Origin of the sequence: Enterobacter cloacae complex sp. P18RS (assembly GCF_014982105.1) — a bacterium.
Taxonomy (GTDB): Bacteria; Pseudomonadota; Gammaproteobacteria; order Enterobacterales; family Enterobacteriaceae; genus Enterobacter; species Enterobacter hormaechei_C.
This window is the reverse complement of sequence record NZ_JADCKV010000014.1, coordinates 209949-227220: the sequence shown is the minus strand read 5'-3', so window position 1 is coordinate 227220 and position 17272 is coordinate 209949. Positions and strand designations below refer to the sequence as shown.

18 protein-coding genes and 1 pseudogene are annotated in these 17272 nt (G+C 58.4%); 13 read left to right on the top strand and 6 right to left on the bottom strand.

The genetic code is table 11. The features are described from left to right. The first annotated feature begins 79 nt into the window (after nt 1-79). Nucleotides 80-427: a YidH family protein gene (locus INF61_RS11560; RefSeq protein WP_003861080.1), complete on the top strand. Its 348-nt coding sequence runs from the start codon at nt 80-82 to the stop codon at nt 425-427. Further along, the gene (locus INF61_RS11555) at nt 417-764 is read left to right on the top strand and encodes a DUF202 domain-containing protein (RefSeq protein WP_017383689.1); all 348 of its coding nucleotides are present in this window, start codon (nt 417-419) and stop codon (nt 762-764) included. The genes INF61_RS11560 and INF61_RS11555 overlap by 11 nt, the downstream gene beginning before the upstream one ends. A gap of 82 nt (nt 765-846) precedes the next feature. Here the strand turns inward: INF61_RS11555 and dsdA are convergent, their stop codons facing one another. Further along, on the bottom strand, nt 847-2133 hold the full coding sequence (dsdA, locus tag INF61_RS11550) for a D-serine ammonia-lyase (RefSeq protein ID WP_126542950.1): 1287 nt from the start codon (nt 2131-2133) through the stop codon (nt 847-849). Between the two features lie 17 nt (nt 2134-2150). Beyond that, nucleotides 2151-3488, bottom strand: a complete 1338-nt coding sequence (dsdX, locus tag INF61_RS11545) for a D-serine transporter DsdX (protein ID WP_126542951.1) — start codon at nt 3486-3488, stop codon at nt 2151-2153. 204 nt (nt 3489-3692) lie between these two features. Here dsdX and dsdC point away from each other — a divergent pair, with 204 nt between their 5' ends. Both dsdC and INF61_RS11535 read left to right on the top strand, forming a co-directional pair. Next, the gene (gene dsdC / locus INF61_RS11540) at nt 3693-4619 is read left to right on the top strand and encodes a DNA-binding transcriptional regulator DsdC (protein WP_193547778.1); all 927 of its coding nucleotides are present in this window, start codon (nt 3693-3695) and stop codon (nt 4617-4619) included. 84 nt (nt 4620-4703) lie between these two features. Next, a pseudogene (locus INF61_RS11535) lies at nt 4704-5789 on the top strand (cellulase family glycosylhydrolase); the annotation flags it as partial. On the opposite strand, the gene emrD reads toward INF61_RS11535, so the two are convergent. The 4 genes from emrD to tisB form a co-directional block, all read right to left on the bottom strand. Then, a complete protein-coding gene (gene emrD / locus INF61_RS11530) occupies nt 5695-6879 on the bottom strand; it encodes a multidrug efflux MFS transporter EmrD (protein ID WP_015570118.1) in 1185 nt (394 codons plus the stop codon). The pseudogene INF61_RS11535 and the gene emrD overlap by 95 nt on opposite strands. A gap of 175 nt (nt 6880-7054) precedes the next feature. Continuing rightward, nucleotides 7055-7888: a DMT family transporter gene (locus INF61_RS11525; protein ID WP_015570117.1), complete on the bottom strand. Its 834-nt coding sequence runs from the start codon at nt 7886-7888 to the stop codon at nt 7055-7057. Between the two features lie 62 nt (nt 7889-7950). Then, entirely contained in the window at nt 7951-8397 is a 447-nt protein-coding gene (locus tag INF61_RS11520; RefSeq protein ID WP_003861064.1) for a GNAT family N-acetyltransferase, read from the bottom strand. A gap of 64 nt (nt 8398-8461) precedes the next feature. Continuing rightward, entirely contained in the window at nt 8462-8551 is a 90-nt protein-coding gene (gene tisB, locus INF61_RS11515) for a type I toxin-antitoxin system toxin TisB (protein WP_017383683.1), read from the bottom strand. Nucleotides 8552-9037: 486 nt separating this feature from the next. Here tisB and INF61_RS11510 point away from each other — a divergent pair, with 486 nt between their 5' ends. The 9 genes from INF61_RS11510 (at nt 9038) to uhpT (ending at nt 17146) form a co-directional block, all read left to right on the top strand. Further along, on the top strand, nt 9038-9352 hold the full coding sequence (locus tag INF61_RS11510) for a type II toxin-antitoxin system HigB family toxin (protein WP_193547777.1): 315 nt from the start codon (nt 9038-9040) through the stop codon (nt 9350-9352). Next, nucleotides 9349-9768: a type II toxin-antitoxin system HigA family antitoxin gene (locus INF61_RS11505; protein ID WP_127350921.1), complete on the top strand. Its 420-nt coding sequence runs from the start codon at nt 9349-9351 to the stop codon at nt 9766-9768. The genes INF61_RS11510 and INF61_RS11505 overlap by 4 nt, the downstream gene beginning before the upstream one ends. 146 nt (nt 9769-9914) lie before the next feature. Continuing rightward, nucleotides 9915-10013 (top strand): ilvB operon leader peptide IvbL, encoded by a 99-nt coding sequence (ivbL, locus tag INF61_RS11500; protein ID WP_057979964.1) that lies wholly within the window; start codon nt 9915-9917, stop codon nt 10011-10013. 105 nt (nt 10014-10118) lie between these two features. Then, the gene (gene ilvB / locus INF61_RS11495) at nt 10119-11807 is read left to right on the top strand and encodes an acetolactate synthase large subunit (RefSeq protein WP_047734913.1); all 1689 of its coding nucleotides are present in this window, start codon (nt 10119-10121) and stop codon (nt 11805-11807) included. 3 nt (nt 11808-11810) lie between these two features. After that, the gene (gene ilvN / locus INF61_RS11490) at nt 11811-12098 is read left to right on the top strand and encodes an acetolactate synthase small subunit (protein WP_015570113.1); all 288 of its coding nucleotides are present in this window, start codon (nt 11811-11813) and stop codon (nt 12096-12098) included. Nucleotides 12099-12223: 125 nt separating this feature from the next. Beyond that, nucleotides 12224-12817 carry a transcriptional regulator UhpA gene (gene uhpA, locus INF61_RS11485; protein WP_003861054.1) on the top strand — a complete coding sequence of 198 codons (594 nt, stop codon included), beginning with the start codon at nt 12224-12226 and terminating at the stop codon, nt 12815-12817. Continuing rightward, nucleotides 12814-14319 (top strand): signal transduction histidine-protein kinase/phosphatase UhpB, encoded by a 1506-nt coding sequence (gene uhpB, locus INF61_RS11480; protein WP_039269391.1) that lies wholly within the window; start codon nt 12814-12816, stop codon nt 14317-14319. The genes uhpA and uhpB overlap by 4 nt, the downstream gene beginning before the upstream one ends. Beyond that, complete coding sequence (locus INF61_RS11475) at nt 14312-15622, top strand: MFS transporter (RefSeq protein WP_048973083.1); 1311 nt, start codon at nt 14312-14314, stop codon at nt 15620-15622. The genes uhpB and INF61_RS11475 overlap by 8 nt, the downstream gene beginning before the upstream one ends. Before the next feature lie 132 nt (nt 15623-15754). Continuing rightward, on the top strand, nt 15755-17146 hold the full coding sequence (gene uhpT / locus INF61_RS11470) for a hexose-6-phosphate:phosphate antiporter (RefSeq protein WP_032668898.1): 1392 nt from the start codon (nt 15755-15757) through the stop codon (nt 17144-17146). Nucleotides 17147-17272: the final 126 nt, after the last annotated feature.

Sequence of the window (17272 nt, the reverse complement as noted above, 5' to 3'; positions counted from 1 at the left end):
CATCGCCAGATGCCGGTCTCCTTGTCCTGGCTGAATTACGCTATGCTGAAGCCTGCATGCAGCACGACAAGGAACCTTCATGAACATTTCCCGCCTCGGTGAAGCACCGGACTACCGCTTCTCACTGGCTAACGAACGCACGTTCTTAGCGTGGATCCGCACCGCCCTGGGCTTTCTGGCCGCAGGTGTCGGTCTTGATCAGCTCGCCCCCGATTTTGCCACCCCGTTGATTCGCGAAGTGCTGGCCCTGCTGCTGTGCCTGATTGCCGGTGTGCTGGCGATTTATGGCTATCTGCGCTGGCTTAGAAATGAAAAGGCGATGCGTCTGAAGCAGGATCTCCCCTACACGCGCGGCTTGCTCATCATTAGTACGATTTTGCTGATGGTTGCGGGCGTAGTGATGTTACTGGTGTTGTATGCCGGATAGCCGCAAAGCACGGCGGGAAGCGGACCCCGGGCTTCAGCCGGAGCGAACCTCGCTGGCCTGGCTGCGCACGCTGCTGGGGTATGGCGCGCTGATCGCTCTTGCCATTAAGCACAACTGGCACCGCACGGGGGCGCCATTCTGGATCTCCATTGTTGTGCTGGCGCTGGTAGCCGTCATTTTATGGCGCTACACCCGCAGCCGTAACCTGATGGACGTGGCGCAGAACGACTTTGCGCAGCCGAAAGCGGTGCGGGATAAGTTCCTGATTGCGTTGGCTGTGCTATCTCTGTCTTTACTCTTTGCAGTTACTCACATTCAGCAAATTATGAGCTTATAAGCCCGGTGGCGGCTGCGCCTTACCGGGCCTACAACTGCCGCGAACTGTAGGCCGGGTAAGGCGTAGCCGCCACCCGGCATAATTACTTCCCTTTAGCTAAATACTTCGCCATCTCATCCTCCGGCACCATGCCGCCGCCGGTCGCCCACACCAGGTGGGTAACGTTCTCATCGGCATCGACGCGCAGCGGCCCGGCCATGCCCGCCAGCGCCGACGGCTCGAGGCGAATCCCTTCCTCCTGAGCCAGCCAGCCGAGCATGTCGTACATGCTCTGGTCGGAAAGGGTGTAGAACCCGTCAAGCAGGCGTTCCATCGCGCGGCCCACGAAGCCGGAGGCACGTCCTACCGCCAGACCGTCCGCCGCCGTCACGTTATCAATGCCCAGATCCTGCACCGCAATCTCATCGTGCAGCCCGGTGTAAACGCCCAGCAGCATGCACGGCGAGTGCGTTGGCTCCGCGAAGAGGCAGTGGACGTTATCGCCAAAGGCCAGCTTCAGGCCAAACGCCACACCGCCGGGACCACCGCCGACGCCGCACGGCAGGTAGACGTACAGGGGATGATCGGCATCCACCACGCGGCCCTGCTCGGCAAACTGCGCCTTCAGGCGCTCGCCAGCAACCGCATAGCCCAGGAACAGCGTACGGGAGTTTTCATCGTCAATGAAGAAACAGTTCGGATCGCTTTCCGCCGCTTTGCGTCCCTGCTCCACCGCCACGCCGTAATCCTGCTCATATTCCACGACGATCACGCCGTGGCTGCGCAGTTTGGCTTTCTTCCACTCGCGGGCGTCGGCGGACATATGCACCGTCACCTTAAAGCCAATGCGGGCGCTCATAATGCCGATGGACATCCCCAGGTTGCCGGTTGAGCCCACCGCTATGCTGTACTGGCTGAAGAAGTTCTTAAAGCGCGGCTCCAGCAGAACGCTGTAGTCGTCTTCAAGGCTCAGCAACCCGGCGTCCAGCGCCAGTTTCTCCGCATGGGTCAGCACCTCATAGATGCCGCCGCGCGCTTTGATCGAGCCGGAAATCGGCAGATGGCTGTCTTTTTTCAGCAGCAGCGTGCCTGGAATGGCCTTACCGGACTCTTTCTCCAGCCGCGCCTGCATCGCCGGGATCGCGACCAGGTCGGATTCGATAATCCCGCCCGTTGCCGCCGTTTCCGGGAACGCTTTCGCCAGATACGGCGCGAAGCGTTTCAGGCGCGCGTGCGCGTCGTCCACGTCGGCTTTGGTCAGCCCGACATACGGCAATCCTTCCGCCAGCGTCGTGGTGCGCGGGTTAAGCCAGGTGGTTTCTTTCAGGGCAATCAGATCCTCAACCAGAGGAAACTGTGCGGTTAAAGTAGTGATAGTTGCGTTTTCCATAATACGTCTCTTCGCGCTCAGATAATGAAAGAAAGCAGGAATGTGCTGCCAAGTGCAAGCACCGAGGCGATAAACGTCGCCGTCGTATAGTATTTGAAGGTCTCGTTCAGGGTCGCGCCGCAGTATTGCTTCACCAGCCAGAAGAGAGAATCGGTCACGATCGTGCAGCCAATAGCGCCGGACCCGATGGCAATGGTGATGATCTCCGGGCTTACGTTCGGGTAGAGCGGCAGCATCGGCGCCACTATCGCCGTGGCACCCATCATCGCTACCGTTGCCGAACCGACGGCGGCGTGCAGCACCAGTGCCACCAGCCAGGCGAGAAGGATAGGGTGCATATGCAGGTTCGAGAGAATATGCGCCAGCGTCTCCGCCAGACCGCTAGTTTTAAGGATGGCGTTGAACGCGCCGCCCGCGCCGATAATCAGCAAAATGTTGGCGATAGAGCCAAAGCCGTGCTCCGTATGGGTCAGCATTGCGCCCATGCCCATGTGCTGGCGGATCCCCAGCAGGTAGTAGGCAAAAAACACGGCGATAAACATCGCGGTGATGGGGTTGCCGATAAACTCCAGCAGGGTATACAGCGAGCCTTCTTTTGCCATGTTCAGCTCGGCAATGGTTTTCACCAGCATCAGGGCAATCGGCAGCAGCACGGTGAACAGCGTGGCGCTCAGCGACGGCAGCGTGTGTTCTTCCCGCACCTTCAGGTCTGAAAATTCCGCCGGAACCGGCTTATAGGGCAGACGATCGCCGAGCAGCTTCAGGAACAGCGGGCCGCCAACCAGAGACGCCATCAGGCCCACCATCAGACCGTAGACAATCACCGTCCCGACGTCCGCCCCTAATTTATTGGTGACAAACAGCGCGGCCGGATGCGGAGGCACCACGCAGTGCACTGCCATTAGTGCGGTACAGAGCGGAATGGCCAGCTTGAGCAGCGACGCGTTGGTCTTTTTGGCGATGGAAAACGCCAGCGGGATCAGCAGTACCACGCCCACTTCCACAAACAGCGTAATGCCGCAGATCAGGCCGACCAGGACCATAATCACGTCCGCCGACAGCCAGCGGCAGCGCTGCAACGTAATCCCGATGCGCTCTGCCGCGCCGGAGACTTCCATCATTTTGCCGAGAATAGTGCCAAGACCGATAACCGCCGCCAGGAAGCCCAGCGTACCGCCAATCCCGCTCTCAATGGCGTTCACCATATCCAGCGGGCTCATCCCCATCATCGCGCCGACGAAAAAGCTTGCCAGCAGCAGCGCGAGGAACGGGTGAAACTTCAGTTTTACGATGGTTAAAACAATCAATACGATGCTGACAAGCAGCGTTGCCACAACCCAGACCTGAGATCCCATATCTCACCTCACCCTTATGTCATCTGGGGGTATTGGACGAAAAAACGGCGTGGGCTGACAAACGATATAAATTGGCGTTCAGATGAGCCAGATTGGATCAACTGAGTGACTGGACTCTAAAAAGCGCACTTAACTCGTATTAGGTTCACATAAATTCATTCTTGAGCGGTATGCTGAACGCAGAAATTACGTGTGGGAATTGTGATGACCGATGCGAATGAAGGCAGAAACCGGCTTTTAAACGGCTGGCAGCTGTCGAAAATGTACACCTTTGAAGTGGCCGCCCGGCATGAGTCCTTCGCGCTGGCGGCGGCGGAGCTGTCGCTCAGCCCCAGCGCGGTGAGCCACCGCATAAATCTGCTGGAAGAGGAGCTGGGCATTCAGCTGTTTGTCCGCTCACACCGTAAAGTGGAGCTGACGCAGGAAGGCAAGCGCGTTTACTGGACGCTGAAATCGTCCCTCGACACCCTGAATCAGGAGATCCTGGATATTAAAAACCAGGCGCTGTCAGGTACGCTAACGGTGTACTCCCGGCCGTCGATCGCACAGTGCTGGCTGGTGCCGATGCTGGGGGATTTTACCCGCCGCTACCCGTCGATTTCACTTACTATTCTGACTGGTAATGATTACGTCAACATGCAGCGAACCGGCATCGATCTGGCGCTCTATTTCGACGATACGCCGCCAAACCACCTTTCTCATCACTTTATGATGGATGAAGAGATTTTGCCCGTCTGCTCGCCGGCGTATGCCCGGGAGCATGAACTGCTGAAAAACCCCCATAACCTCAGCCACTGCACGTTACTGCACGACCGTCAGGCCTGGAGCAATGATTCCGGTACGGATGAGTGGCTGAGCTGGGCGCAGCATTACGCGGCGAATATGCCGTTATCATCGGGTATTGGCTTCGATCGCTCTGATTTAGCCATTATCGCGGCCATGAATAATGTGGGGGTAGCGATGGGGAGAAAGCGGCTGGTGCAAAAACGTCTCGAACGGGGGGAGTTGATCGCACCCTTTGATGGGAAAACTCTCAAGTGCCATCAGCATTATTACGTCTCAACGCTTCCCGGCCGTCAGTGGCCGAAAATTGACGCCTTTATCGGCTGGCTAAGAGAGCTGGCGGGTTGAAGAATTATTACGCTTTCGCTCTACACCAAATGTGAAAAAGCGTGCTAAATACAGGTAATGCTTTTGATTTATCCAGGGTAAACCGTGTTAAAGCCTTTTATTGCCACTGCGATCTTACTCTCTTCCGGCTGGGCGATTGCCGCTGAGCCGCCGCTGACGGCTGCCCGTTACGCGCAGATGCTGGGCGTCGGAATGGATGTCGACTGGGCACGCACCGAGCGCGGTATCCGCGAGTTCGACCCGCTGGTGGTCCGTGATTTTCAGGCGAAAGGCATACACCATGTCCGTATTCGGGTGGCGGGCGAACCGACGGAAGCGCGGCTGATTCACCTGCGTAAGCTGGTGGAGGCCTGCGAGCAATACGGCGTCATCCCCATCATCGCTTATCAGGCCGATGAATATAAAAACGACCCGAAAGCGGATACCGAAAAAGAGGTGATTAACTGGTGGATTGCCGTGGCGCACTATTTTGGTCAGCGCTCGCCGTTGCTGGGTTTTGACCTGATCTACGAACCGGCGGACAAGCTCAACCACAACGTTGCTTCGCTCAACCGGGTGTATGAGAAAGCGATCAAAGACATTCACGCCATTGATGCCAGCCGCATGATTTTTATCGCCCCTCGTCTGCGCGCCGCGCCGGAGGATTTATCCAGCCTGAAGCTGCCCGCGCACAGCCAGAATTACCTGCTGGCGGAGTGGCATATTTTCCCCTGGGGCCCGCTGAAAACGAACGGTAAATACCCGTGGACGTCCGGAACTGCGGCTGAGAAAGCGGCTATCCGTAACCGAATCAACGCCGCGCTGCACTGGCAACAAAAAACCGGGCATGTGAGCTGGGTTGGCGGCTGGGGGGTGGGCGAATCGAAAAGCCTGACGCCAACCGCCTCGCAGATGGCGTTTGCCACGTTTATGGCGTGCGAGCTGCAACAGGCCAACATCCCGTATGCGATAAACGCCGATGTTCAGTTTTATGACGGGGAAGAGGGGGCGTGGCGGCCTGCCCCAGAGCGGCTATTGCAGGCGATGATTGCGCCCGTCTGTGAAAAGCCCGGCGAGAAGCCGGGCCATCATGCGGTTAAACCGGCTGTTCGTGATGCGAGACACGCGACGCCAGCGGCAGCCAGCACAGCAAAATCAGCAGCCCCATCAGGGTCATCAGCAAGCCTAAACTCGCCTGCCCGGTCTGCGGCATCATAGCCGAAAGCCAAGCCAGCGCGCCGGAACCGATGTTCTGCAAACCGCCCACCAGCGCGCCTGCCGTGCCTGCGAGGAACGGGAACGGCTCCATCGCGCCGCTGGTGGCGAGGGGAAACAGCATGCCCGCGCCGAAGAAGAACAGCGCCGCCGGGATGAGCAACGTCCAGACCGACATCACGTCAAACAGCCCCGGGATCCACATCATCAGCCCGGCCAGCAGACAGCTGATCACCGACTGCCACATCAGCGTGGAGAAACGCTTGTTCGGACGTCCGGCGAACCATGCACCGAAGAACGCCGCCGGGATCGGCAGAATAAACAGAATACTCACCACCATGCTGCTCAGGCCAAGGCCTGCGCCCAGCAGCACGCCGGAACAGGCTTCAAACACCGCAATGCCCGCCAGGCCGCCGATTAGCATCAACAGATAACAGGTAAAGGACCCATTACCGAACAGCGTTTTGTAGCTGGCGATGAGCTTCGTGCGCGGCGCGTCTTTTGGGCGGGTTTCCGGCATCCAGCGCGCCATGCTGAAGGTGACAATAATGCACAGCACCAGCAGGAAGGCGTAACAGGCGCGCCAGGACCAGACGGTGTCCAGCAGACCCCCAATCAGCGGGGCCAGCAGCGGGCTGACCAGAATACCCATATTTAACAGACTGTTGGCGTGACGAAGCTGTGTGCCCTGGTACATATCACGCGGCAGGGTACGCGCCATAACCCCGCCAACGCCGGTGCCCACGCCCTGGAGGGCGCTGGCGGCAATCAGGACGGTCAGGCTGTGAGTGGTAATGGCAATCACCGTCGCTACCATGAAAATGCTCATGCCCACCAGAATAACCGGACGACGCCCGACGCGATCGGACAGGGGACCATAAACCAGCTGTGAAACGCCATAGGTCAGCAGATAGGCTGCCATCACGCTCTGGACTGCACCTTCGCGGACGCTCAGATCTTTTGCCATATCGGCAATCGCCGGAATGTAGATGGTTTGTGCCATCTGCCCGACGGCCACCAGTAACACCAGCATCAACAATAAGTTCACGTTCCGTTGCTTTTTCATGTCGCTGAATACTTTTGCCAAAAGAGATAAATAAAGAATAAGTGACTACTCATTCCCATAAATGCGCGAGGAATCTACCACAGAGAGATGACAATTTAAGCATTACTGTGATGAATGACAGAAGGCGTGAAGGCAGGATTTGTAAACAAGATCGGCAACTAATGTTGCCAGTGAATTACGCCAGGCGCAGCAGGACCGCACCGGCAGCAATACCCAGTGCCGCCGCGATGCGCAGGCCGGCAACCTTCTCTTTTAAAAGCACAAATGCGATTAATGCGCCGAAGAGAATAGAGGTTTCACGCAGTGCCGCGACCACAGCCAGCGGTGCCTGGGTCATCGCCCAGAGTGCCAGACCGTAAGATCCCATCGTCCCGACACCGCCGAGCAGCCCTTTTTTCCAGTGCAGGCGCAGGTAGCTGGACGCTTCGCGACGCCGCGCCACCATTGCCCAGCTCAGCAGGCAGAAACCGTTCATGAAGAAGGTCCAGAGCGTATAGCCCAGCGCAGTGTCCGAGAGTCGCACACCGGTGCCGTCCACCAGGGTATACCCGGCGATAAAACAGGCGTTCAGCAGCGCCAGCCAGATCCCCTTGCGTGACTGCATGCGGCCGTTCATCGCCATGGCCAGAATCGACAGACAAATGACCCCAATGCCGGACCAGGCAAGCCAGGAGAGATGATCCCCGAGCACCAATACGCTGATCAGCGCCACCAGCAGAGGGGCCGTCCCGCGCATAAGGGGGTAGGTCTGGCTCATGTCGGAGACCTGATAGGTCTTCGCTACCAGCACGGTGTACACCACCTGTAACGCACAGGAGACGAACAAATATGGCCAGCTTGCGGCAGTTGGCTGAGGAGAGAAGGGCAGTAAAATCAGGGCAATAAGTGCGGCTGAACCGCTGACTCCGATCGCCGAGTAGAGCTTATCCGTTCCGGCTTTAACGATGGCGTTCCAGCTGGCATGCAGCAGTGCGGCGAACAGTAAAATGCAGAAAACGGTGATGGTCATGGCGTATCGGTTGGTGAAATGTCATCCAACTGTAACATTCACCCGTCGATGCTGCCAGCCGCTTACACTGCGCAAAAAAGGCGGTGCGTCACCCGGGGTTCGTCTGACACCAGCCTGAAGCCCGCCCGATGGTAAAATCCGTACGCGGTTTCCGGCGCATGGGTATTAAGAAAATCAAACCAGATGCTGGCATCCGCCATCACCACGGTCAAAAGCTGTTTGCCTATGCCCTGCCCACGGCACTTTTCGCTGACGTAGAGATGACGAATACGTCCGGCGCGCGGCTGCTGGCTGAACGGATCGCGATTAAGGCCGCACACGCCCACCAGCCTGCCGTTAAGAAACGCCCCCAGCAGTTTTTCACCCGGCGCGTTAAAGCGGTTTTCACCCCGCTGCCAGTTCTCTTCCAGCCTGCGCAGCATATTGAAATTCAACGCGATACTCTCCGCCTTCAGGGCGATATACCCGGGTTCATCGGGCGTGACAGGCTCAATTAACAGACGCGACATAGCATTCCCTCGTTATTAAAGAGGGGCGGTTGCCCGCCCCTCTCAGGTGCGACTTGAACCTGAATCACCGAACGTATTTCAGGACAGCATCAAGCAGTTGCAATACAGCAACAATGAGTTTGAGGACAAGTATGACCATATCCACGACGCTCATACGCGTCTCCTTTTGGTTAAAAGGAGCACGATGCTGGCGTACCTTTCCGCCGCCTGTGGCCAGCACCTGGATTGACGTAACACAGTGTGCTCACTTCAGGGGTTAAGGCACTGACGGCACCACCCGTTTCAGCCAGGACTTCGTTGCGCCGGTAAACTGCGGCCCCCTCGCTCACTGCGAACACCCTCAGTATAGATAAATACTGTATGTATGAACAGTATTTTATGGACAAAATTTGGAAGGCGATCCATACTCAAAAACGTCAAAATCCGTGCCGGAATTGCGCGTTCGTCTTCGATCGCGTATACTTTTCGCGTTGACGTAACACAGTGTGTTCTGCGGCAACCAACCGCAAAACCCTGATAAAAACCTCGCTTAGGCGGGGTTTTTTGTTTTCTGACGAAGTGAAAATAGTCTCCTTCGTTGACTTATTGGCAATAGGTGTTATCGTTGCCATAATGGCAATGGACGCGGCAGGCAAGCAGGATGCATTTAATCTCAATGAAGGCAATTTTGGATGCGGTAAGCCAGTTCCCGCAACACAGAGAAGAGCTTCTCTTTTTAGGACGAGTTATTGAAAAGAACCACTGCCCGACGCCCGCTGCACTGAGAAAACTTTTCCCAACGCTGGATAACTTCAAGTATCTTGATAAGCATTATGTTATTGATATTGCAAATAACAATCTCAGAGTAGTGGCTCTCATCTTCTTTGAAAGCCAAAAGTTTTATGTGCGCCATGTTTTTACTCATAAGGAATATGACCGTTTTACGGAGAAACATCGCACTAAGGGGAAGAAATGATGATCGTCGCTGATGCAATGAAAGCTACGCACGCCCTTGTTGCGGCCGTTCCTTTACTGGGTGAACAGCCGAGCGAGAAAGATTATAAGGATGCGCTTGAGCTGGTTGAGTATCTCCTTATGAACGAGCCCAATAGCCCCTTGCTGGATATTGTGTGCGCCAGAATTAGCCATTTCGAAGCTAATCGGCCAGAGATAGTCGCATTACGCAAGGAGATGGAGTCCGTTCCCGTTGGAATTGCAGTTTTAAGAACCTTGATGGATCAATACAATCTGACGATATCGGATTTTAAGGATGAAATTGGTAGTAAATCGATGGTTTCACGGGTTCTGAATGGTCAGAGACAGCTTACTCTGAACCATATCAAAAAGCTGGCGGCCAGATTTGGGGTATCACCTGCGTTATTTATTGAGTGAGTAAAAACCCTTTATTGAGTGTCACCACCCAACAAACAAAACGTGATCCCTGACGCATTTTTGCGTAGATGAAAATATTTCCATTGTCACATCCGAAAACCTGTGTTTGTATAAATTCAATCAATGATTCCAAACACAGGTCCCCAATGACTTCATCCATCTTCACTTCGACCCTACTAAAAACTGCGCAACCTGCCGCAGTGGTCGTCGTGCGTGTGGTGGTGGTCGTCGGCAATGCGCCGTAGGGACTGGATCAACACACGAATCCAAAACCCCGCCGGCGCAAACCGGGCGGGGTTTTTCGTTTAGACCCTCCCCGGAAGGCTGGCTCAGAAGAAAAGGACTGGAGCATGGCAAGTTCGGGCACAACATCCACCAAGACGCGTTTTACAGGCGCGCAGCTGATTGTTCATTTACTGGAACGACAGGGCATCACCACCGTTGCGGGCATCCCGGGTGGGACCGTACTGCCGCTGTATGATGCGTTAAGCCAAAGCACACAGATCCGCCACGTGCTGGCGCGCCACGAGCAGGGCGCAGGCTTTATCGCCCAGGGCATGGCGCGTACCCAGGGTAAACCGGCGGTCTGTATGGCCTGTAGCGGGCCGGGCGCCACTAACCTGGTGACCGCCATCGCCGACGCGCGTCTCGACTCCATTCCGCTGATCTGCATTACCGGTCAGGTACCGTCCTCGATGATCGGCACCGATGCGTTCCAGGAAGTCGACACCTACGGCATCTCTATCCCCATCACCAAACATAACTATTTAGTTCGCGATATCAGCGAGCTGCCTCAGGTTATCAGCGATGCGTTCCGCATTGCGCAGTCTGGCCGCCCGGGCCCGGTGTGGATAGACATTCCTAAGGATGTCCAGACCGCAGAAATTGAGATCGACGTTCTGCCGGAGCCGGGTGACCGTGCCCCCGCGCCAGAATTCAGCGCTGAGAGCGTGCGCGATGCGGCGGCGATGATCAACGCCGCCAAACGCCCGGTGCTCTATCTGGGCGGCGGGACGATCAACGCCGCGGATGAAATCCGCCAGTTCGCTGAAAAAGCTAATTTGCCCACCACTATGACCCTGATGGCGCTGGGTATGCTGCCAAAAGCGCACCCGCTCTCTCTCGGCATGCTGGGCATGCACGGCGCGCGCAGCACCAACTACATCCTGCAAGAGGCGGATTTGCTGATAGTTATGGGGGCGCGTTTTGATGACCGGGCGATTGGCAAAACCGAGCAGTTCTGCCCGAACGCCAAAATCATTCACGTGGATATCGACCGCGCCGAGTTGGGTAAAATCAAGCAGCCGCACGTGGCGATCCAGGGCGACGTGGCCGAGGTGCTGGCGCAGCTGATCCCGCAGACGGAGGCAACCGACCGCGCCGACTGGCGCCAGCTGGTGGCCGATCTGCAACGGGAGTTCCCGGGCGCTATCCCAACCGAGGGCGACCCGCTGAGCCACTATGGTCTTATCAACGCCGTTGCCGCCTGCGTGGATGACAGCGCGATTATCACCACCGACGTCGGCCAGCATCAGATGTGGACCGCCCAGGCGTATCCGCTGAACCGCCCGCGCCAGTGGCTGACCTCCGGCGGCCTTGGCACCATGGGCTTCGGCCTGCCAGCAGCGATTGGCGCGGCGCTCGCCAACCCGGACCGCAAGGTGATCTGCTTCTCCGGTGATGGCAGCCTGATGATGAATATTCAGGAGATGGCGACGGCGGCCGAAAACCAGTTAGACGTTAAAATCATTCTGATGAACAACGAGGCGCTGGGCCTGGTACACCAGCAGCAGAGCCTGTTCTACAAGCAGGGCGTGTTTGCGGCGACCTATCCGGGGATGATCAACTTCATGCAGATTGCCGCTGGTTTTGGCCTGCACACCTGCGATCTGAACGCCGAAGAAGATGCCCACGCGGCGTTGCAGGATGCGATTTCTCGCCCTGGCCCGGCGCTGATCCACGTGCGTATCGACCCTGAACAAAAAGTGTATCCGATGGTGCCGCCGGGTGCGGCAAATACTGAGATGGTGGGGGAATAAGCCATGCAGAAACAATGTGATAACGTCATTCTGGAACTCACCGTCCGCAACCACCCAGGCGTCATGACCCACGTCTGTGGGCTCTTTGCCCGTCGGGCGTTTAACGTGGAAGGCATTCTGTGCCTGCCGATTCAGGGCAGCGAGCACAGCCGCATCTGGCTACTGGTGAACGACGACCAGCGTCTGGAGCAGATGATGGCGCAGATCGACAAGCTGGAGGACGTCACCAAAGTGGCACGCAACCAGTCCGATCCCACCATGTTTAACAAAATTGCGGTGTTTTTTGAGTAAATCACTTAAGGTAAGAGGCTTTTGCCGGATGGCGCTGCGCTTATCCGGCCTGCAAGGACGTTACACGTAGGCCGGATAAGGCTTTTGCGCCGCCATCCGGCGCGTTCACGCATCAGGATCAAACCATGACCACCATCGCCCTTATCGACGACCACCTTATCGTTCGCTCCGGCTTTGCCCAGCTTTTAAACCTCGAACCGGATTTTCAGGTCGTGGCCGAGTTTGGCTCAGGACGCGAGGCGCTGGCGGGCCTGCCGGGACGCGGGGTGCAGGTCTGTATCTGCGATATCTCAATGCCGGACCTCTCCGGGCTGGAGCTGTTAAGCCAGCTGCCGAAAGGGATGGCGACGATTATGCTCTCGGTCCACGACAGCCCGGCGCTGGTCGAGCAGGCGCTCAACGCGGGGGCGCGCGGGTTTCTCTCTAAACGCTGTAGCCCGGACGAGCTGATTGCCGCCGTGCGTACCGTCTCCACCGGCGGCTGCTACCTGACGCCGGATATTGCCATCAAGCTGGCGGCGGGACGGCAGGATCCGCTCACCAGACGCGAGCGCCAGGTGGCAGAGAAACTTGCCCAGGGCATGTCGGTGAAAGAGATTGCCGTAGAGCTGGGGCTGTCGCCAAAGACCGTTCACGTTCATCGCGCCAACCTGATGGAAAAACTCAACGTCAGTAACGATGTCGAGCTGGCGCGCCGTATGTTTGACAGCTGGCAATGAACTCCCTGTTTTCGCGGCTGATCGCCGTTGTTGCCAGCTTTTTCATCTTCTCCGCCGCGTGGTTCTGTCTGTGGAGTATCAGCCTGCATCTTGTCGAGCGCCCGGAGCTGGCGGTGCTGCTGTTCCCCTTTGGCCTGCGGCTGGGGCTAATGCTGCAATGTCCGCGCGGCTACTGGCCGGTGCTGCTGGGCGCAGAGTGGCTGATGCTGATCTGGCTGGCGCAGGAAGTGGCGTTGGCGCATCTGCCTTTATTGATGACCGGAAGCCTGCTCACGCTTATCCCGGTCGCCCTGATTTCCCGCTACCGTCACCAGCGCGACTGGCGCACGCTGCTGCGTCAGGGTGCGGCGCTGATTGCCGCCGCGCTGTTGCAGTCCCTGCCGTGGGTGGGTGAAAAGGAGGGGCTCAACGCCCTGCTGCTGACCCTCACCGGCGGCCTGACGCTGGCCCCGACCTGCCTTGTTTTCTGGCATTACCTTACCAGCACTGTCTGGCAGCCGCTCGGCCCGGCGCTGGTCTCCCAGCCGGTGAACTGGCGCGCCCGGCACCTGATCTGGTATCTGCTGCTGTTTGTGGTGAGCCTGTGGTTGCAGCTTGGTCTGCCCGCTGAATTATCACGCTTCACGCCGTTTTGTCTGGCGCTGCCGATCATCGCCCTTGCCTGGCATTACGGCTGGCAGGGCGCATTGATCGCCACGCTGATGAACGCCATCGCGCTGATTGCCAGCCAGACCTGGCACGATCACCCGGTAGATCTGCTGCTCTCGCTGCTGGCCCAGAGCCTGACCGGGCTGCTGCTCGGCGCGGGCATACAGCGCCTGCGCGAGCTGAACCAGTCTCTGCAAGCCGAGCTGGCGCGCAACCGCCGTCTGGCGGAGCGTCTGCTGGAGACGGAAGAGAGCGTGCGCCAGGAGGTTGCTCGCGAGCTGCACGATGACATCGGCCAGACCATCACCGCCATCCGCACCCAGGCGGGCATTGTTCAGCGCCTGGCGGCAGAAAACGCGGGCGTGAAGCAGGGCGGGGCGCATATCGAACAGCTTTCGCTGGGCGTCTATGATTCCGTTCGTCGCCTGTTAGGGCGGCTGCGCCCGCGCCAGCTTGACGATCTCTCGCTCGAGCAGGCAATACGCTCTCTGATGCGCGAGATGGAGCTGGAGAGCCGCGGGATTGTCAGCCATCTCGACTGGCGCATCAATGAAGCTACCCTGAGCGAAGGCCAGCGCGTGACCCTTTTCCGCGTCTGCCAGGAAGGGCTGAACAACATCGTCAAACACGCCAGCGCCAGCGCGGTAACGATCCAGGGCTGGCAGCAGGACGAGCGCCTGATGCTGGTGATTGAAGACGACGGCTGCGGCCTGCCGCCGGGCTCCGGCCAGCAGGGGTTTGGCCTGGCGGGCATGCGCGAGCGCGTAAAGGCGCTGGGCGGCACGCTGACGATCTCCTGCACCCACGGGACGCGCGTCAGCGTCAGTTTGCCGTTAAGGACGCACCATGTTTAAAACCCCCGCCAGCGCCGCCCCGCTAAGCAACAAAGCGGAAATCGATGCCCGCTACCGCTACTGGCGTCGCCATATCCTGATTACCATCTGGCTCGGCTATGCGCTGTTCTATTTCACCCGCAAAAGCTTCAACGCCGCCGCGCCGGAAATCCTCGCCAGCGGCGTGATGACGCGCACCGATATCGGCCTGCTGGCGACGCTGTTTTACATCACCTACGGCCTGTCGAAGTTCTTCTCCGGCATCGTCAGCGACCGTTCCAACGCGCGCTATTTTATGGGCGTTGGGCTGATCGCCACCGGCGTGGTGAACATCCTGTTTGGCTTCTCCACCTCGCTGTGGGCCTTCGCCCTGCTGTGGGCGCTGAACGCCTTTTTCCAGGGCTGGGGCGCGCCGGTCTGCGCCCGCCTGCTCACCGCCTGGTACTCACGCAACGAGCGCGGCGGCTGGTGGGCGATATGGAATACCGCGCATAACGTCGGCGGGGCGCTGATCCCGATGGTGGTCGGCGCGGCGGCGCTGCACTACGGCTGGCGCGCGGGGATGATGATTGCCGGTGGCCTCGCGATTGTCGCCGGGCTGTACCTCTGCTGGCGCCTGCGCGACAGGCCGCAAACCGTCGGCCTTCCACCGGTGGGCGACTGGCGGCACGACAAGATGGAGATCGCCCAGCAGCAGGAAGGCGCGGGGCTGTCCCGCCAGGAGATCCTCACCAAATACGTGCTGAAAAACCCCTACATCTGGCTGCTGTCGCTCTGCTACGTGCTGGTCTACGTGGTGCGCGCGGCCATCAACGACTGGGGCAACCTGTACATGTCCGAAACTCTCGGCGTGGACCTGGTGACCGCCAACTCGGCGGTGACCATGTTTGAACTGGGCGGGTTTATCGGCGCGCTGGTGGCGGGCTGGGGCTCGGACAAGCTGTTCAACGGCAACCGCGGTCCGATGAACCTGATTTTTGCCGCCGGGATTTTGCTCTCCGTCGGGTCGCTGTGGTTGATGCCGTTCGCCAGCTACGTGATGCAGGCGGCGTGCTTCTTCACCATCGGCTTCTTCGTCTTTGGCCCGCAAATGCTGATCGGCATGGCGGCGGCGGAGTGTTCCCACAAAGAGGCGGCAGGCGCGGCGACGGGCTTTGTCGGGCTGTTTGCCTACCTCGGCGCATCGCTCTCCGGCTGGCCGCTGGCGCGGGTGATCGACATCTGGCACTGGAGCGGGTTCTTCGCGGTGATCGCCATCGCGGCGGGCATCTCCGCCCTGCTGCTGCTGCCGTTTTTGCACGCGCAGGCACCGCGCGAAGCGTGACGCGCCTCACCTTTTGCTGCCGAGACGCGCAAAACTAAGAAATTTTCCCGGTTTCACCTGGACGCTGTCTCAGGCATCTCTCCTGGCTGGTTTTTACAATGCTGCAAAAATCAGCTCAGGAGTAACTCAGTCATGCTGGCCTTCTTAAATCAGGTGCGCAAGCCGACCCTGGATCTGCCGCTCGACGTGCGGCGCAAGATGTGGTTCAAACCGTTCATGCAGTCCTATCTGGTGGTCTTCATCGGCTACCTGACCATGTACCTGATCCGCAAAAACTTTAACATCGCGCAGAACGACATGATCTCCACCTACGGGCTGAGCATGACGCAGCTGGGGATGATTGGCCTGGGCTTTTCCATCACCTACGGCGTGGGGAAAACGGTTGTGTCCTACTACGCGGACGGCAAAAACACCAAGCAGTTCCTGCCGTTTATGCTGATCCTCTCCGCTATCTGTATGCTCGGCTTCAGCGCCAGCATGGGCGCGGGCTCCGTCAGCCTGTTCCTGATGATCGCCTTCTACGCCCTGAGCGGATTCTTCCAGAGTACCGGCGGGTCGTGCAGCTACTCCACCATCACCAAATGGACCCCGCGCCGCAAGCGGGGTTCCTACCTCGGCATGTGGAACATCTCACACAACCTCGGCGGAGCGGGTGCGGCAGGCGTGGCGCTGTTCGGCGCGAACTACCTGTTCGACGGTCACGTGATCGGCATGTTTATCTTCCCGTCGATTATCGCCCTGATTGTCGGCTTCATCGGCCTGCGCTTCGGCAGCGACTCACCGGAATCGTACGGCCTCGGCAAAGCTGAAGAGCTGTTCGGGGAGGAGATCAGCGAGGAGGACAAAGAGACCGAAGAAAACGAGATGTCCAAATGGCAGATCTTTGTTGAGTACGTGCTGAAAAACAAAGTGATCTGGCTGCTCTGCTTCTCGAACATCTTCCTGTACGTGGTGCGTATCGGTATCGACCAGTGGTCCACCGTGTATGCCTTCCAGGAGCTGAAGCTCTCGAAAGAGGTGGCGATTCAGGGCTTCACCCTGTTCGAAGTAGGCGCGCTGGTCGGTACCCTGCTGTGGGGCTGGCTCTCGGACCTCGCCAACGGTCGTCGCGCGCTGGTGGCCTGCGTCGCGCTGGCGCTGATTATCGCCACGCTCGGCGTTTACCAGCACGCCAGCAACCAGTACGTTTACCTGGCGTCGCTGTTTGCGCTCGGCTTCCTGGTGTTCGGTCCGCAGCTGCTGATCGGCGTGGCGGCGGTTGGCTTTGTGCCGAAAAAAGCGATCGGCGCAGCCGATGGGATTAAGGGCACCTTCGCTTACCTGATCGGCGACAGCTTCGCCAAGCTCGGTCTGGGCATGATCGCCGACGGCACGCCAATTTTCGGCCTCACCGGCTGGGCGGGCACCTTTGCCGCGCTGGATGCGGCAGCGATTGGCTGTATCGTCCTGATGGCGATGGTTGCGGTGCTGGAAGAGCGTAAGATCCGCCGCGAGAATCGTGCGCAGAAATTAAAAGTAGCCTGAGTGTGCAGGTAACTTCTTTGCCCGGTGTGTGATGCCGGGCTTTTTTATTTTTCACGGCCTGCCTTTTACCTTTACCCCGCTTTACACACCCGCCCCTCTCCATGCTCTACAGTTTTTTTGCTGCCG